The 17,089-nt window shown below is 46.2% G+C and carries 7 protein-coding genes, 2 tRNA genes and 3 rRNA genes; all 12 read right to left on the minus strand.

Features of this window, described 5'->3' with window-relative positions; genetic code table 11:
- Positions 1-26 precede the first annotated feature (26 nt).
- Positions 27-3,125: an efflux RND transporter permease subunit gene (locus F597_RS0102130; RefSeq protein ID WP_019538064.1), complete on the minus strand. Its 3,099-nt coding sequence runs from the start codon at positions 3,123-3,125 to the stop codon at positions 27-29.
- Positions 3,126-3,167: 42 nt separating this feature from the next.
- Positions 3,168-4,220, minus strand: coding sequence for an efflux RND transporter periplasmic adaptor subunit (locus tag F597_RS0102135; RefSeq protein WP_019538065.1), 1,053 nt, complete (start codon positions 4,218-4,220; stop codon positions 3,168-3,170).
- A gap of 35 nt (positions 4,221-4,255) precedes the next feature.
- A complete protein-coding gene (locus F597_RS0102140; protein WP_019538066.1) occupies positions 4,256-5,758 on the minus strand; it encodes a TolC family protein in 1,503 nt (500 codons plus the stop codon).
- A 17-nt stretch (positions 5,759-5,775) separates the two neighbouring features.
- The gene (locus F597_RS21440; RefSeq protein ID WP_019538067.1) at positions 5,776-9,606 is read right to left on the minus strand and encodes a golvesin C-terminal-like domain-containing protein; all 3,831 of its coding nucleotides are present in this window, start codon (positions 9,604-9,606) and stop codon (positions 5,776-5,778) included.
- An 84-nt stretch (positions 9,607-9,690) separates the two neighbouring features.
- The gene (locus F597_RS0102150; protein WP_019538068.1) at positions 9,691-10,584 is read right to left on the minus strand and encodes an ABC transporter ATP-binding protein; all 894 of its coding nucleotides are present in this window, start codon (positions 10,582-10,584) and stop codon (positions 9,691-9,693) included.
- Positions 10,585-10,954: 370 nt separating this feature from the next.
- Positions 10,955-11,066, minus strand: a 5S ribosomal RNA gene (rrf, locus tag F597_RS0102155).
- Positions 11,067-11,238: 172 nt separating this feature from the next.
- A 23S ribosomal RNA gene (locus F597_RS0102160) occupies positions 11,239-14,159 on the minus strand.
- Between the two features lie 510 nt (positions 14,160-14,669).
- Positions 14,670-14,743: transfer RNA gene (locus F597_RS0102165), tRNA-Ala, on the minus strand.
- A gap of 50 nt (positions 14,744-14,793) precedes the next feature.
- A tRNA-Ile gene (locus tag F597_RS0102170) sits at positions 14,794-14,867 on the minus strand.
- Positions 14,845-14,970: a hypothetical protein gene (locus F597_RS22970; protein ID WP_281167170.1), complete on the minus strand. Its 126-nt coding sequence runs from the start codon at positions 14,968-14,970 to the stop codon at positions 14,845-14,847. Before F597_RS22970 ends, F597_RS0102170 begins: the two co-directional genes overlap by 23 nt.
- A gap of 209 nt (positions 14,971-15,179) precedes the next feature.
- Positions 15,180-16,710: ribosomal RNA gene (locus tag F597_RS0102175) — 16S ribosomal RNA — on the minus strand.
- The 16S, 23S and 5S rRNA genes sit together here with 2 tRNA genes alongside, the layout of an rRNA operon.
- Before the next feature lie 113 nt (positions 16,711-16,823).
- A partial coding sequence (locus F597_RS22685) for a hypothetical protein (RefSeq protein WP_026327029.1) occupies positions 16,824-17,089 on the minus strand: 266 nt, incomplete at its 5' end.

Below are 17,089 nucleotides of genomic sequence, written 5' to 3' on the forward strand. Positions count from 1 at the left end.
TCTTATTCAGCTTCCATCAATCTCATTCAAACCCTGTCTCCTCGTCTCCCCAAACTCCGCTTCATTTGTTCAAAGACGTAATATACACAGGGGATAACAACCAGACTCATCAACGTTGAAGTAACCAGTCCGCCAATCACGGCCACCGCCATTGACGAACGCATTGATGCCCCTTCCCCGAAACCAAATGTCATCGGCAACAGCACCAGTATGGTCGTAAGCGTTGTCATGATGATCGGCCGTATACGCTGTTGTCCCGCTTGCACGATCGCCTCTGTCAGTTCCATCGTTGTCTTCAACTGGTTGATGCGCGCGACCAACAGGATTGAATTGTTGATAGCTATCCCGGCCAACATGATGATACCTATCACACCCATGATATTAAGAGGTATCCCCGTTATCAGAAAGATCATGACGGCACCCACCAGGCCAAACGGTATGGTTAATAATATCACGAACGGATAGAGTAATGATTCGTACTGGGAAGACAAAACCATGTATACCAAAACCACGGAAAGCAATAATGCAAACAAAAGACTCTCCATCGACTCCTTACGTTTCTCCTCTTCTCCTGTTACTGTGATGGAATAATTGGAGGGAAGCTCTATATCCCGGACAGCAACGCGAATATCCTGGGCTACCCTGTCAAGTGACCTGCCTGTTTCCATATCGGAAACTATCTTGTTGATGCGGCTTTGGTTACGACGGAATATCTCTTTCGGCGCTTGTGAGCCGGTGATGGTAGCTATTTCATTTAACCGGAATTCCTGACTTCCGCTTCTTATCACCAGATTTCCCAATTCGCTCCTGGTGATATCCGGCACTTTGATGAGGATATCACGCATCTCCCCCCTATAATCCATTTTCCCGACTTCCCGTCCCTGCAGTTGTTGCCCTATCTGCTGGACTACAGTGGCAACCGTAATGTTATTGATTCCCGCAATTGTACGGTTAATAGAGACGTTCAATTCAGGTGCCCCGTCTGCCATCGACGACTTAATATTATAAATACCGTCCACAGATGCCATTTCCGATAAAACTTCATCAGTGAGAAAAGCGATCTCATCCAGATCTTCCCCTTTGACTTCCACAACAATGGGCGCTTCATCACTTCCCAGAAATTCACCCAATGAATGGTCATCCTGCTTAAACGAAAGTTCCAGACCTTCTATGTTATCTGTCGCTTCCAGAAAACGGGAGATCACCTCTTCAGGTGATAAACGGCTCTGTTCGGATAAAATAACTTTCATCATGGCCGTATGTTCACCTTCGAATATCTCATTTGAAGACCCCTTACCGATATGGCTATATATCGTGGCCAGACTATCCTCACTTATTGTATGAAGCAGGTATTCCAGATTATTCACTACTGCATCGGTCCGTTCCAGGCGGGTGCCTTCCGGCAGTTTGACCGATACCGTAAAATCTTTTCCTTCGGTACGGGGCAGAAACTCGGTACCGATAAATGGAAGAAGAAACAGGGAAATAACCAATATAGCTGTCGAAACACCAATCACCAACCAGCGATGTTTGAGCAAAGCCCGAAGTTGATTACTATACCCTTTGAATTGTACGGCCTTTGTCTCGGTTTTCACATTCTTCCGTCCCGAAAACCTGTCATATAACATGGGGATCACCAATAAGGCGACAAATAGTGATGACAGCAACGAAAAGGTCACGGTCCATGCCTGATCCCTGAAAAGTTCTCCCGAAGCGCCATGCAAATAGACAATCGGAATAAATACAACGATGGTTGTCAAGGTAGAGGCAATGACAGCACCAGATATTTCAGTTGTCCCTTTGACAATCGATTCTTCACGATCCAGGCCTTGTTCCCGGTTTCGGAATATACTTTCTATCACCACGATAGCATTGTCGATAAGCATCCCTGCTCCCAAAGCCAGACCGCTCAACGTCATAATATTAAGTGTCAAACCATTGAAATACATCATATTAAACGTAGCGATGATGGATATTGGTATGGATATGCTTACAATAAGCGTTGTACCTATCCGGCGAAGAAAGAAAAACAAGACCAATACGGCCAGTAACATACCGAAGAGAGCACTGTCTCTTACCTCCCCAATCGCTTGTTTAATAAAGGTTCCCTGATTGCTGATGACCTGGAACTCATATCCCGGCAGCGCCTGCTCAATAATACGCAACTGATTTTCTATTAAATTGACAGCCCTGACCGTATTAAATTGTGTCTCTTTGTAGACGGAGAGGCCGATACAACGCTCCCCGTTGATCCGCACAATATTATCGGGACGTGCATTTTCAAACTTTACGGTTGCCACTTCACCTAAAAACAAAGGCGCCCTTTCTGTATAGCCATCTGTATTTTGCGAAGCGGCTCCTGTAGTGCTTGTCTCGATAGGCTTATAACTAATGATCAGATTCTTGAAATCCGATTCGGAAGTAAACATCGATGAACTTTTCACTAAATACTGCAATCCCAATTCACTCACTCTTCCTCCGGAGATACTCTGATTATTTGTTTCGATTTTCGAGGCAATCTCTTCCATGGTGATACCGAAAGCACTCAGTTTATAGGGATCGGTCTCTATGGTTAACACAGGTACTTCCTGACCCGACAAAGCCACTTCGGCTACCCCTTCGAGACGAATGAGCTCGTTACGTATATAGCTATCCGCCATTTTCCGCAACTCTGCCATATCCGTTATTGAATGGTGAGACATGGCGATCAGCATAACCGGCGCCATATTCGGATCGTGCTGCGTGATATTGACCGATTCAATATCCTGGTTCTGTGAAAACGGGGTCATGGCTTTCTGAAGATCGAGGAAAGCCTCATCCATATCTTTATTTTGCACGTATTCCACCGTTACACGGGCAGATCCTGCCCTGATAATGGAAGATACCTGCGTGACATCGCTTTGCCGGATAGCCATCGACTCCATACTTTCGATAAACATTTTCTCGATCTCTTCCGGCGGGCGCTCCCCGGCTTCAATCTCTACAAAGAGGCGTGGAGTATTCATATCAGGCAATAGATCCACACTTAGCCGGTCGTACGAGATCTTCCCTAACAGCAAGATCGCAAATACGATCATACTGATGGTAACGGGATTTTTTAATGCGAATCTGACTATATTCCTCATTTATTTTGTCATGTTAAAAATATATTTATTCTACCGGACAGGCTATTTCAATACTTTGACACGGCTATTTTCACGCAGCGTCTCGTATCCCCTGATGATCAGATTATCATTTTCTTTCAGCCCCTCGATAACCTCTACGTTATCTTCATCTTCAAGCCCGGTTTGAATATCCCGTAAAATGGCCGTGTTTCTTTCCACGATATAGACATATTTTCTGTTCCTTCTTGAAAGGACAACGTCTTTCGGAATAATAATTGCGCTATCCGCCTGATCTACCACGATATCGGCTTTTACAAACATACCGGGACGCAGTTTCAACCGGTCGTTATCAATCAATATTTTCCCTTTGAATGTACGTGTTTCCGTACTGATAGCCGGTGACAATTCGCTTATCTCTCCCCGAAGCGTATCATCAGGTAAAGTATAATGGGTAATGTGTACCGGTTGATTTGATTTTACATATCCAATCGCACTTTCCGGGAGATTGATATCCATATACATACGCGTATAGGCCATCAATCCAACCATCAGACTTCCTTGCGTGACCTGACCCTGTTGCGTGTAATGCGGCAGGGATACGATGATTCCGTCAAAGGGAGCCCTTACATTCATTTTCTCAAGATTTATGGTTGCATTTTCAAGGTCGTAACGGGCATTGGTGACTCTCACCTCGGTATTGCGCATTTCACTTAAGGTAACGCCCCCTTTTTCATGCAGCGCTTTTTGTTTGTTTTGTTCTTGTTCAGCAATTTCAAGACTCAGTTTTTTAGATTCGAGCGCGATCCCGTTTTCATACTCCTTGTTTTCAAGTCGTATGATCAGCTGCCCTTTTCTAACCGCGTCACCCAGCTTATAAGGCCTGCCGGTGGAGGGATTCGTCTGAAGGTTGTAAAATCCGTTCATCTCGGCATTGAGTTCTACGCTATAAGTTGCCTGCGCCGTTCCCGTCGTATTGATCAACCTACTGATCGAACCTTTTTTAAGTTCCTGCACCGAGACAGGAGTTTCAATATCGCTTTGACTGCTTTGGGTCTGATTTCCACATGCCGTAAGTAAAGCAATAACTATCACGGATAATAAGATCCTGTACTTCATATGATTAAAATATTTATTTCCTCTTGTTAGTAAATTCAATAATTAACTTCTACCAATTCCCTGACCGGTACAATGGGTTCATCCTTTTCAAAGTCATACAAAGAGAGGATCTTAAGGTTGAGCAGTTCAATTTTATAGTTGATAAGCGCCTGTGCATAAGCCATTTTCCTATTAGACAACTGGGTCTGGAACTGACTGATCTCCATCCCTGTAAGATCGCCTTCATGATACCTCGTCAAGTTAATATCGTACGTAAGTTCTGCATTGCGTACACTTTTTTCTGCAATATCAATTTGGGTACGGAGATTTTCAAGTCTTCTCCATACTTGCCTCACATCCAGTTCGATATCGACTCGCAGATTTTCCTGCTCCAGCTTTGCTATGGTTTGCGCTATTTTTTGTGCTCTTACCCGTGCTCTTTTTTCACCCCAATCAAAGATAGGAACGGCAAGACTTACTGCTATACGCGGATTTTGGGTAGGATTCTCGTAAATATTGCCAAACCTTTCGTTGTCACCAATGATTCCTACCGATAGTGAAATATCTCCCCTGAACTCGTTCAGGCTTTTGGTCTGGATCATCTGAAGTTCTCCCAGTTCAATATCAATTTCACGCTGCCGAATTTCCATTCTTGAACTCAGGCCGCTCTGAACAGCGTGGTTCAAATCAACGGCTATAGGACTCACCTCTATTTCAGCAGTCACTGCAATGTCTTCATTCAACGGCATTCCTAAACTTTGTTTCAGCTGATCCTTCGCGTTTTCAAGTGAAACGACACGTTCCTCAACAGCCGATTGTGCATTGGCGAGATTCAGTTCCGCCTGGTATAGCTCTTCTCTTGCCGATAAGTCGGCCTCTACCTTATTTTTGATGATCTCAAAACTCTGTTGCGTATTTTCAAGTTCTTCCTTACTGATGGCCAGGTTATTCTGAGCCATATATACGGCATAGAACTGATTGGTAATGCTTCTTTCCGTGTTTAACCGTTGCAGGGCATATCGTATGCCCGCGTTTTCATAGTCAAACTCAATCTGTTGCAATTCCATCTTTCGACGATTGTAAGTAAAAATCGGCTGTGTCAGTCGCAAATAAAGATCGTTGCTAAATGCCCTGTTACTATTATCCACACCTTCCACTGTCGATTTATTGTCCTGCCAGCCAAACGTATTGATAAGTGAAATTTCACCGTCGGTCAATAAGATTGGTTGTGATATCATGAAGGTTCCGCTTGTGTTAAGGGTTTCATTGGTATACCACTGAGACAACCTGTTGTCAAATCTCCTTGACCTGCTGTAATTAAGAGGATTAAGATCCAATGAAAATCTGGATTTTAGTGATGCACGCTGCGCGACAAGATTCTGTTGATACCTTTCAAGGTTGAGCTTCGATGCTTTCAGATCCGGATTATGCTCTTCCGCGATATCCAACGCCTGTTCAATGGTTAACGGTACTTGCGCATAGGTGACTGATAACAATGATATCACCACAAAAAAGACCAGTAAGCAGGAAAGTTTTATCCTTAACCGTTTCATATCCATAATTATTTATTTTTAAACTATCTCCTTACAATCCTCACGGCATCGGCCGTTACGGTAGATAGCCTGGAATCATTACTCAAAACAACTTGCACCGTATCATTACTAAAAAAGTAAGTACCTAATATACTCCAGCCCTCTTCCGAGCGCTGCAAATTAATGTATGCATTTTCTTCGTCACCGTCATATCGTACTTTAAAGTGATATTCGGGATCTCCGCCGGTCCGGCCACGGCCGCGTCTGCCTCGACCTCTGCGAAGTTCATCCGGCTTGTAGATATAATAATATAAGTCGTACTGGCCGGACTCGGGAACAGGAATTTTCCATGTCGCGATCTGGCTTCCGCTCCCGCTTTTGATCACATAAGCAGAGCGGACATGCTTGCCATAATATTTATCATTCGTAGTCAATGTCCACTGCAACGGTGGACGCCATCCCGATACACCCGAATAGCGGAACGAGTTGTCATCCACCTGATCAAGCCATTGCGGCAAAAGCCCCACGACATCTGGTACTGACAACACGAACAGTGTCGAGTCTTCATTGTCGACAATTACCTCTCCGGGTATGTCGTGGGAAGCGTTTTCCACGACAAAATCACCTTCTTCATCTACCGGTTTATTCCGTTCACGAATGATATTGTTTACCGGAAGATCGATCACGCTGGGTAGGTTTGCCGATATCAGCGTGTTGACATTGATATTACGCGGCGGTTCGTCCCATACCGACACTAAGTTTTTCGTTTCACGCGCCTTGAGAGGTACTTTCCGCTTTGCACGCGGGTCATATATTGCACCGCCTTGTCCCCCTCCCATATTTATTTCCACGTTGATCACCCCATCATGATCTGAATCATTTGTAATCTGTAGCTTCACAACAAATACTTCCCTGTCACGATTCGTAATCTGGACAACTTCCGGTGTTCCGATGAGATAGACAGGAAGAGGAGTAGGATGATACCATGCCCCAAGAGAAGCACGCAGGTCCACATCAGCAATCATCCCCATGGTATCCAACAGGCTCTCGAATCTCAGGTTGGTAAATATATTACGCTGCAAAACAGCACGTAACGAATCCCTGTATTCCTTATACCCTACATTCCGCTCTGCGTGAGCAAATAAATAATTGGCTTTCAGAGAAGTGACATTATCGAGTAAATCCCGCTGTTCTACATCGGCAAGAAGTTCTTTGAATGGTGATTTCTCCATCAGCAAGTTTGCTTTTTCATTATTGCTGATCCCGTTCATTTGCCTGATCCAATTGTTATTATCCGCTTTATCCTGCAGGTATAGTTCAATTAAGCGGTTGGCAATCGGCCACTCGGAAGAAAAAATATTGTACCTGAAATTATACAATTGCGGGAAAACAAAATAAGGATTCGGTTTCACGGAAACATTCACCGTCCCCCGGTCCTGCGACCAGTCAACATTGCTTTCCGTCCGCTCAAACAATCGTGTAAACCGGTTCAAGACACGCATAGCCGCTTCTTCATCGCTGATCTCCTGTCCGTTTCGTCTTGCCCGGTTTTTTTCATCCTGAATTCCTTTCACCACATCCGCATCATTGATCAGACTGCCTTTTTCAGGGAATAACACCATCTCGGGTTGCATCACTTCCTGTGCCTGTGTCCATGTACGCGCATAACTGTAAAACTGCACAGGAACCTCGACAAGAGAAAAGCGACTAAAGGAATAATCAAGTGAATAGGCGATTTCAATCGAGCGTCTGCGCTCTCTGATCTGTGCCGGGATCGTATCGGCGATCTGATCGAACACAGTTGAAAAATAATCATGCCCTTTCAAATACCATATACTAAAAAGTGTCTCATCCACATCAATACTTTTCTGTTCATAATCGCCGATAATAAGCGAGATGGATGGGGTCAGAAAATCAGTTTCATAAATAAAAATACTATCGTAGGAAACTTCCGTGATCACTTTCGGCCTTTTTTCCACCAACTCCTTACCTTTGACCGCAACTGAATCCTGCCCAGCACCTCTATCCGTAATCCTTTCCCGGCCTCGATTATTTCCTACATCGCCCCCTCTGTCTGGTCTCCTTCGATTCTCTCCTCTTTCCGGTCTTCCTTCACGACTTCTACCTCCTTCACCCCATTCACGATTTTCTCCCCGATCTGTACCTCTTTCCCTGCCCGTTCTTCCTTCTCGCCCTTCACCCCGAACCACTCCTTCTTCCTGGCTTCTTCCCGCATCGATTCTCCCCTCCCGATTTCCTCGTTGTCTACGAAGCGAATCCCGGGCGAAGGCTCGGGTTGTATCTCTATCCCGACCAGAGATTCGGATTGAATCTCTTCGAGAGAACCTATCCCTGACAGTACGATCATCTTCTCCCGAAGCTGTCAACTCGCTGTCAGACTCTTCTGTTTTATCGGGATCGACCTCGATCCTTTTCACGACCGGCCATTTCATGGTACCCTGAGACAACGCTTTCAAATTATCTATCGTCTTCACTTTCAAACGGAAATGACTAAAATAAGCCTGTTGCCAATCCGGGTTTTCACTACTATAAGACGTGCCGGGACGTGGATACCAATAAGTTTCAGGTGTGAAAAGCAAATAGTTTTTATCCTGAAAACTGTATTTCTTATCTATCTTGAACATTTCTCTTGCATATTCCTCCTGTAATAACCCGGCAGGAATATCCAGATAACAAAAGTCTTCATAAATAGATCCGGTATATTTCACTTTAAACCGAACCGAATCTCCCTGCGCAATTTCACGTCCAAAATCAATCAACAGGATTTGATGATCCCGCGTAAATGACAACGCTTTATCATTTTCCGTCACTTCGCTCACGGTCAATCCGGGATTCAGGCAAAACGTGAAAACAGCCGCTCCGTCCAATGCTACCGCACGCATCTCCACTTCCGATGAGATCGTTTGAGGGTGCTGATCCAGGCTGATATCATAATGGTCGATCACCATTTTCGGCCTGTTCACATATTGATTGTTCACTTCGGTATATAATTGACGCATTTTTGCCGCTTGGGTGATGGACACCACATGATTATATGCAGCCCATATCCCGGCGGCAACGAAAAGCAACGACAGGAAAATCCAACGATAACTTCCCTGTTTTGTATTGGGAAGTCGCCTGAACAGGAAGATGGACAAACAAATAAATCCCAATCCAAGCAAAAGGTAAATCATACGGTGATTGATCAACGCTCCCCAATTTGAAAATCCAATGATCGTAGATTTTACCAGAGGCAGATTATACACCATATAATCAAACAGGTAATAGAACTTATCACCAATATAGAACAGTGTAAGTGCAATATATCCCAATAAAACAACAAAAGTAATGGCCTGGCTTTTAAGGACAAGCATAAGTCCGATGGAGAGGCCGAAAATATAAACCAAAGTGGGGATACAGATCAACAGAAAATAAACAAGATAAGCCATCCAGTCGATGGATACGCCTGAAATAAGATTGAAAGCAACAACCAACACAATGATAAAAAGGTCTAACCGGATAAAAACCCCCATATTTCCCAAAATCTTACCGATCACATATTCCGCATTGCTAAGGGGATGCACATAGAAAACTTCGGAAGTATCGAGCTTTTTATCTGATTTCAAAAATTCGGATGACAGAAATACGGCTATGATAGCCTGTCCGGTATTCAGAAACATCAGGTTAACATAGGGGATGTTGGCCGGCAATGCCTTCATCATCCAGAATCCGCCACCATCAGCGACCAATGTTGCAAAATTAAATATGCACAAAAACAAGATTGCCAGCACGAGAAAGATACGGTAAAACCAGCTTCGCATCAGAAGCTTACTCTCGTACTTAGCAACAGACTGTATATTGTGCAGTTTGGACATGCTTTATCTCTTTGTTTCAAAAAATATTCCCATTCAACCCTTGTTTCAATTCTTTTCTTCGTACGTCATTCAGCTTCAACCTTACTAACCATCAATCCACCGGTTCAGCTTTTTCTCCATATAATATACATACGCATGTTCGAGATTGGGCGGATAGGGTTCCGCATCGTAGCCCTTTATCTCGTCGGCAACGACCTGAATTTCCCATCCTGTGCCGGATGGTATGGTAGTAATAACCGGATATTTTTTATCTATCAGGGGCAAGTCGTCGCCACTGATTTGCATACGCCAGACTTTCCCTTCCGCTGTCTTTCGCATATCTTCCGGCGAACCGAAGAAAGCAATTTCGCCTTTGTTCATCAAAGCCATGCAATTACAGGTACTTGATATATCACCCACGATATGCGTCGATAAAATGATCGTTACATCCTGTTCACTGATCTTTGCAAGCAGGTTACGAAAACGGATACGTTCTTCCGGATCTAATCCTGTGGTGGGTTCATCCACGATAATCAATTTCGGATTGTGAATCAACGCCTGCGCGATGCCCAAACGACGTTTCATCCCACCCGACAATCTTCCGGCATACCGTTCCCGCACATCAAACAATCCGACACTTTCCAACATCTCATCAACCGCCTGGCGACGTTTCTTTTTGTTGTTCATACCGGACAATCGTGCAGCATAGTCTAAAAATTCATGTGTTTTATATTTGGCAAAAAAACGAAAATCCTGGGGTAAATAGCCAAGGATAGCACGCACCTCTTTACGCTCTTTCAGCAGGTTATATCCAAATACATCGACTTCTCCGGACGACGGCTCCATAAGGGCCACAAGGATTCGCATAAGCGTGGATTTTCCCGCTCCGTTAGGTCCCAACAGTCCAAACATACCAGTCGGGATCTCCATACTGATATTTTTTAATGCATGGTTACCATTTGGGTAAACCTTATTCAGCGAACGTATTGATATGCTCATGGTTTATTTTTCCGAAATACTACACTTTGACGCATTTTTTCACTAAGGTTTAAAAAAATAATTCTATTTTTATTTTTTTAAGACGATTGCCAATTGTTTTGTCTTAATCGCTACAAATATAACATAAGTCGAGAGAAAAGCCAAGCTTGTTTGGGCTTTTCCGAGGCGCCTCTTGTATTCTCGAAATATAACATAAGCTGAACGGAATACAAAAAGTTTACATATTTTTATTCTTGTTCTTGTTCAAGCAATTGTTGCGAAGTAAATTATATTTTCCACTGAGGGTGATGGTATTTCGCTTATAAAGATAATGTTCCATGGCAATAAAAAAGCCCCCGAAGAGTTCACTTCGGAGGCTTGACTGTGTAAAGGACGGCGGCTACCTACTCTCCCACAAATGATGCAGTACCATCGGCGCCATTGGGCTTAACTTCTCTGTTCGGAATGGGAAGAGGTGGATCCCCAACGCTATAACCACCTTAATATTGTAAGTTAATAATGAATAGTGAATAATGAAATTCTTCACCCTTAACCCTTAATCCATAAAATTGACATGACGAAAAACAAGAGCAATTATCCAAAAATATCCAAGATCACCTTCAAATCCTTCCGGACGCTCCAAATGCTATTTATCAAACCCTGCAGGGACCTGACAAAACAAAGCTTACGGGCAATTAGTACTGCTCGGCTGTGACGTTACCGCCTTTACACCTGCAGCCTATCAAGGTCGTAGTCTGCAACCACCCTTATAAAGAGATCTAATCTTGAGGTAGGCTTCGCGCTTAGATGCTTTCAGCGCTTATCCCTGCCCAGACTTAGCTACCCGGCAGTGCTCCTGGCGGAACAACCGGCAAACCAGAGGTCTGTCCAACACGGTCCTCTCGTACTAGTGTCGGGGCCTCGCAAATCTCTAACGCCCACGATAGATAGAGACCGAACTGTCTCACGACGTTCTGAACCCAGCTCGCGTGCCACTTTAATGGGCGAACAGCCCAACCCTTGGGACCTTCTCCAGCCCCAGGATGTGACGAGCCGACATCGAGGTGCCAAACCATTCCGTCGATATGAGCTCTTGGGAATGATCAGCCTGTTATCCCCGGAGTACCTTTTATCCTTTGAGCGATGGCCATTCCATGCTGAAACCACCGGATCACTATGCTCTAGTTTCCTACCTGATCGACTTGTGGGTCTCCCAGTCAAGCGCGCTTATGCCATTACACTCTACAAAGACGGTTACCAATCGTCCCGAGCGCACCTTTAGAAGCCTCCGTTACTTTTTTGGAGGCGACCACCCCAGTCAAACTACCCACCATACAGTGTCCCCCTTCAAAAGGGGTTAGAGGTCAAACACCCGAAGGGCCGTATTTCAACGTCGGCTCCACGATGACTGGCGTCACCGATTCATTGCCTCCGGCCTATCCTACACATCGGATGCCCAACATCAATGTAAAGCTATAGTAAAGGTTCACGGGGTCTTTTCGTCCCATCGCGGGTAATCGGCATCTTCACCGATACTACAATTTCACCGAGCTCACGGTCGAGACAGTGAGAAGATCGTTACACCATTCGTGCAGGTCGGAACTTACCCGACAAGGAATTTCGCTACCTTAGGACCGTTATAGTTACGGCCGCCGTTTACTGGGGCTTCAATTCAATGCTTCTCCTTTGACAGATGACATCTCCTCTTAACCTTCCAGCACCGGGCAGGTGTCAGGCTATATACCGCGTCTTTCGACTTTGCATAGCCATGTGTTTTTGTTAAACAGTCGCCTTCTCCATTTCTCTGCGGCCAACATTGCTGCCGGCGTCCTTTCTCCCGAAGTTACAGGACTATTTTGCCTAGTTCCTTAACCGTGAATCACTCGAGCGCCTTAGTATTCTCAACCCAACCACCTGTGTCGGTTTGCGGTACGATTGCCATGATAATTGGCGCGTAGCGGTTTTTCTTGGCAGTCGGCTTACCCACGTTATTGGCTCATCCGAAGACTTGCCATACTTTCAGGTTCGGCTCGAGGGGCGGATTTGCCTACCCCTCTCGACGCCTACCCCCTTCAACCCACATTTCCGTCAGTGGGCAGTGGTGTCACTCCTGCGTCCCCGCGTAGCTTATCATGACAGTAACGGAATATTAACCGTTTCTTCCATCGGAATCGCCTCTAGGCTTATCCTTAGGATCGACTAACCCTGATCCGATTAGCGTTGATCAGGAAACCTTGGTTTTTCGGCGAGGGGGTTTCTCTCCCCCTTTGTCGTTACTTATACCTACATTTGCTTTTCCATCCGCTCCAGAACACCTTGCGGTGCGCCTTCAACGCCGTGATGGAATGCTCCCCTACCAATGTGGCAAATTGCCTTGCGGCGATTTGCCAATTCCATAGCTTCGGTAATATGCTTATGCCCGATTATTATCCACGCCCCGCCACTCGACTAGTGAGCTGTTACGCACTCTTTAAATGAATGGCTGCTTCCAAGCCAACATCCTAGCTGTCGCTGCGGCAGGACTTCGTTAAATGCAACTGAGCATATATTTCGGGACCTTAGCTGATGGTCTGAGTTGTTCCTCTCTCGGACGCGGACCTTAGCACCCGCGCCCTCACTCCCGGATATCACTTATACGCATTCGGAGTTTGGCTGGACTTGATAGGCGGCGAAGCCCTCGCATCCAATCAGTAGCTCTACCTCATATAAGTTCGTAGTCCGAGGCTGCACCTAAATGCATTTCGGGGAGTACGAGCTATCTCCAAGTTTGATTAGCCTTTCACCCCTACCCTCAGGTCATCCGAAAACTTTTCAACGTTTACCGGTGCGGTCCTCCATATTGTGTTACCAATACTTCAACCTGCCCAAGGGTAGATCACTTGGTTTCGCGTCTACTCCTGCTGACTGTGCGCCCTGTGAAGACTCGCTTTCGCTGCGGCTGTATACATCGTTGTACTTAACCTTGCCAGGCAAGAGTAACTCGTAGGTTCATTATGCAAAAGGCACGCCGTCACCCGTAAACGGGCTCCGACCGCTTGAAGGCACATGGTTTCAGGGTCTATTTCACTCCTCTGTTCGAGGTTCTTTTCACCTTTCCCTCACGGTACTGGTTCACTATCGGTCTCTGGAGAGTATTTAGCCTTGGCGGATGGTCCCGCCGGTTTCACACAGGATTTCTCGTGTCCCGCGTTACTCAGGATGCTGATAGGCTTCGCCAGAAAGTCGTGTACGGGATTTTCACCCTCTATGATCCAACTTTCCAGATGGTTCCACTTTCCTGGTCTCTTGCCATGCCTCAGTCCTACAACCCCGTATCTGCCGAAACAGATCCGGTTTGGGCTCCTCCCGTTTCGCTCGCCACTACTCCGGGAATCACTTTTGTTTTCTCCTCCTATGGGTACTTAGATGTTTCAGTTCCCCACGTTCGCCTCCCGTCATTCAACGGAATGGCACGCTCTTCGCGTGCCGGGTTGCCCCATTCGGATATCCGCGGATCGATTCGTATTTGCCAATCCCCGCGGCTTTTCGCAGCTTATCACGTCCTTCCTCGCCTTCCAGAGCCTAGGCATCCCCCATGTGCCCTTATTCACTTTTATTTCGCCGTCCGGTATGTCTTTTCCTTTCAGTGCTCGCACCGGATAAAAAGACAGCCGGGTATGATAAATATACTTTAGCGTCTTTGATCTGTCTGTCTTTCCCCTTATTGCCATATGGGGGCAAACTTGACGTCTGCCATGGCGGGAAAGCCATTTTCAATGAACTCTTTTTTTTGTTTTTTGCTCTTGTTTTTATTTCATCATGTCAAAGATCTCTCTTCAATTGTCATCCCCTTGTGCGTCCCTTCGGTCACACGGGCAATCGATAGCTGTCTGGCACGGAGTCGAACCGCTCTTCCCTAATGGACAATTGACAGTTGACAATTGAAAATGAAGGATCCTCCGGTTTTCCACCGCATCCTGTCCATGCTTCCATTATTCGTGTCCCCGACGGACTTCAAACATCAATATTTCCTTTATTCGCGCTTCGGGCTCGCATGCCTCCCGCCTTCTTGTCCACTGCTTTTCAAGCCTTCCCGCCCTGTCACCTTTTCACCCTTAAAAAAACGGTGGAGAATAACGGATTCGAACCGTTGACCCTCTGCGTGCAAGGCAGATGCTCTAGCCAGCTGAGCTAATTCCCCGTTTCCTTCATTGTCAATTGTCAACTGTCAATTGTCAATTGATTTTCAAGTAGTCCCAGGCAGAGTTGAACTGCCGACCTCTACATTATCAGTGTAGCGCTCTAACCAACTGAGCTATAGGACTGGCTGGTTTCGTGTCGGCATCCCTCTTTTTCTGCCTCGTTCCATACTTGCTTGCCGTCTGCAACGGGGGGATGTCTTCCCTTATAGTGGATTATATCATTCATTTAAATATACGTTTACGTCAATTCAAGATTCAAGATTCAAAATCAGGACCTTTCATCTTTTCACAAAGCTTTATACATCTATACCATTGGTACCCTGTCTTCTTCCTTTTCTTTTCAGAAAAAAAATAACCGTGAACCGGAAGCTCCGTCAATAAAGCTTTTTGCCGGTTGTATTTCCGTTTGCCTCAAGCAAGGCGGCATTTCTCCAGAAAGGAGGTGTTCCAGCCGCACCTTCCGGTACGGCTACCTTGTTACGACTTAGCCCCAGTCACCGGTTTTACCCTAGGCCGCTCCTCACCGGTTACGGACTTCAGGCACCCCCAGCTTCCATGGCTTGACGGGCGGTGTGTACAAGGCCCGGGAACGTATTCACCGCGCCGTGGCTGATGCGCGATTACTAGCGAATCCAGCTTCACGGAGTCGAGTTGCAGACTCCGATCCGAACTGAGAGTGGTTTTGGAGATTGGCATCATGTCGCCATGTAGCTGCCCTTTGTACCACCCATTGTAACACGTGTGTCGCCCCGGACGTAAGGGCCGTGCTGATTTGACGTCATCCCCACCTTCCTCGCATCTTACGATGGCAGTCTCGTTAGAGTCCCCAGCTTGACCTGATGGCAACTAACGATGAGGGTTGCGCTCGTTATGGCACTTAAGCCGACACCTCACGGCACGAGCTGACGACAACCATGCAGCACCTACACATCTGTCCCGAAGGAAATCCCCATCTCTGGAGACGCCAGATGCATTTCAAGCCCGGGTAAGGTTCCTCGCGTATCATCGAATTAAACCACATGTTCCTCCGCTTGTGCGGGCCCCCGTCAATTCCTTTGAGTTTCATTCTTGCGAACGTACTCCCCAGGTGGATTACTTAACGCTTTCGCTCAGCCGCTTACATTATATCGCAAACAGCCAGTAATCATCGTTTACTGCGTGGACTACCAGGGTATCTAATCCTGTTTGATCCCCACGCCTTCGTGCTTGAGCGTCAGTTATGGCTTAGTAAGCTGCCTGCGCAATCGGAGTTCCTCGTGATATCTATGCATTTCACCGCTACACCACAAATTCCGCCTACCTCATCCACACTCAAGGCAACCAGTTTCGAAGGCACTTTTACGGTTGAGCCGCAAAATTTCACCGCCGACTTAATCGCCCGCCTGAGCACCCTTTAAACCCAATAAATCCGGATAACGCTCGGATCCTCCGTATTACCGCGGCTGCTGGCACGGAGTTAGCCGATCCTTATTCGCAAGGTACTTGCAAAAAGTCACACGTGACTCACTTTATTCCCTTGCAAAAGAAGTTTACAACCCGTAGGGCCGTCTTCCTTCACGCGACGTGGCTGGTTCAGACTTGCGTCCATTGACCAATATTCCTCACTGCTGCCTCCCGTAGGAGTCTGGTCCGTGTCTCAGTACCAGTGTGGGGGATAAACCTCTCAGTTCCCCTATCCATCGTTGCCTTGGTGGGCCATTACCCCACCAACTAGCTAATGGAACGCATGCCCATCTTCAACCGATTAATCTTTAACAAATATCCCCATGCGGGGCCCCTGTGTTATAGGGTATTAGTCCGTCTTTCAACGGGTTATCCCCTTGTTGAAGGCAGGTTGCATACGTGTTACTCACCCGTGCGCCGGTCGCCACCATCCGTATTGCTACTTCATGTGATGCCCCTCGACTTGCATGTGTTAGGCCTATCGCTAGCGTTCATCCTGAGCCAGGATCAAACTCTTCGTTGTATATTTGTTTTTTTATATTTCCTTGAAATATCCTCCCCCGCCTCCACGGACTGAACCGTGAAGCGGACAAACAAAAAACCACGCAAAGACTCTCTCCCCCGGACCCTCCGAATTCACGATTTATCTCTTTTTTTCCTGCCGGACACTATTCCGCGCCTTGTCATGGCAAAACAAGTTTGCCTCTGTCCCCGGCTTATCGAAATAGTTCCTGTTTTTATTGAACGGGTACCAATTTGATCTCGGCGGCTTAACGCCCCGAGATCCCTTGTATACTCTGCTTTGTCTTCTTTAAAACGTATATGTAAATATCCTAAAGATCGCTTTTTATATTCCGCTTCCCAGTAATTATTTCCTGAAAGCGGGTGCAAAGATAGAGACT

This window comes from Proteiniphilum acetatigenes DSM 18083, from assembly GCF_000380985.1.
Taxonomy (GTDB): domain Bacteria; phylum Bacteroidota; class Bacteroidia; order Bacteroidales; family Dysgonomonadaceae; genus Proteiniphilum; species Proteiniphilum acetatigenes.

Coding starts and splice junctions, on each gene's coding strand:
- F597_RS0102135 (WP_019538065.1), bottom strand. CDS start 4,220: ATGAAGTACAGGATCTTATTATCCGTGATAGTTATTGCTTTACTTACG.
- F597_RS21440 (WP_019538067.1), bottom strand. CDS start 9,606: ATGTCCAAACTGCACAATATACAGTCTGTTGCTAAGTACGAGAGTAAG.
- F597_RS0102130 (WP_019538064.1), bottom strand. CDS start 3,125: ATGAGGAATATAGTCAGATTCGCATTAAAAAATCCCGTTACCATCAGT.
- F597_RS0102140 (WP_019538066.1), bottom strand. CDS start 5,758: ATGGATATGAAACGGTTAAGGATAAAACTTTCCTGCTTACTGGTCTTT.
- F597_RS0102150 (WP_019538068.1), bottom strand. CDS start 10,584: ATGAGCATATCAATACGTTCGCTGAATAAGGTTTACCCAAATGGTAAC.
- F597_RS22970 (WP_281167170.1), bottom strand. CDS start 14,970: ATGAATGATATAATCCACTATAAGGGAAGACATCCCCCCGTTGCAGAC.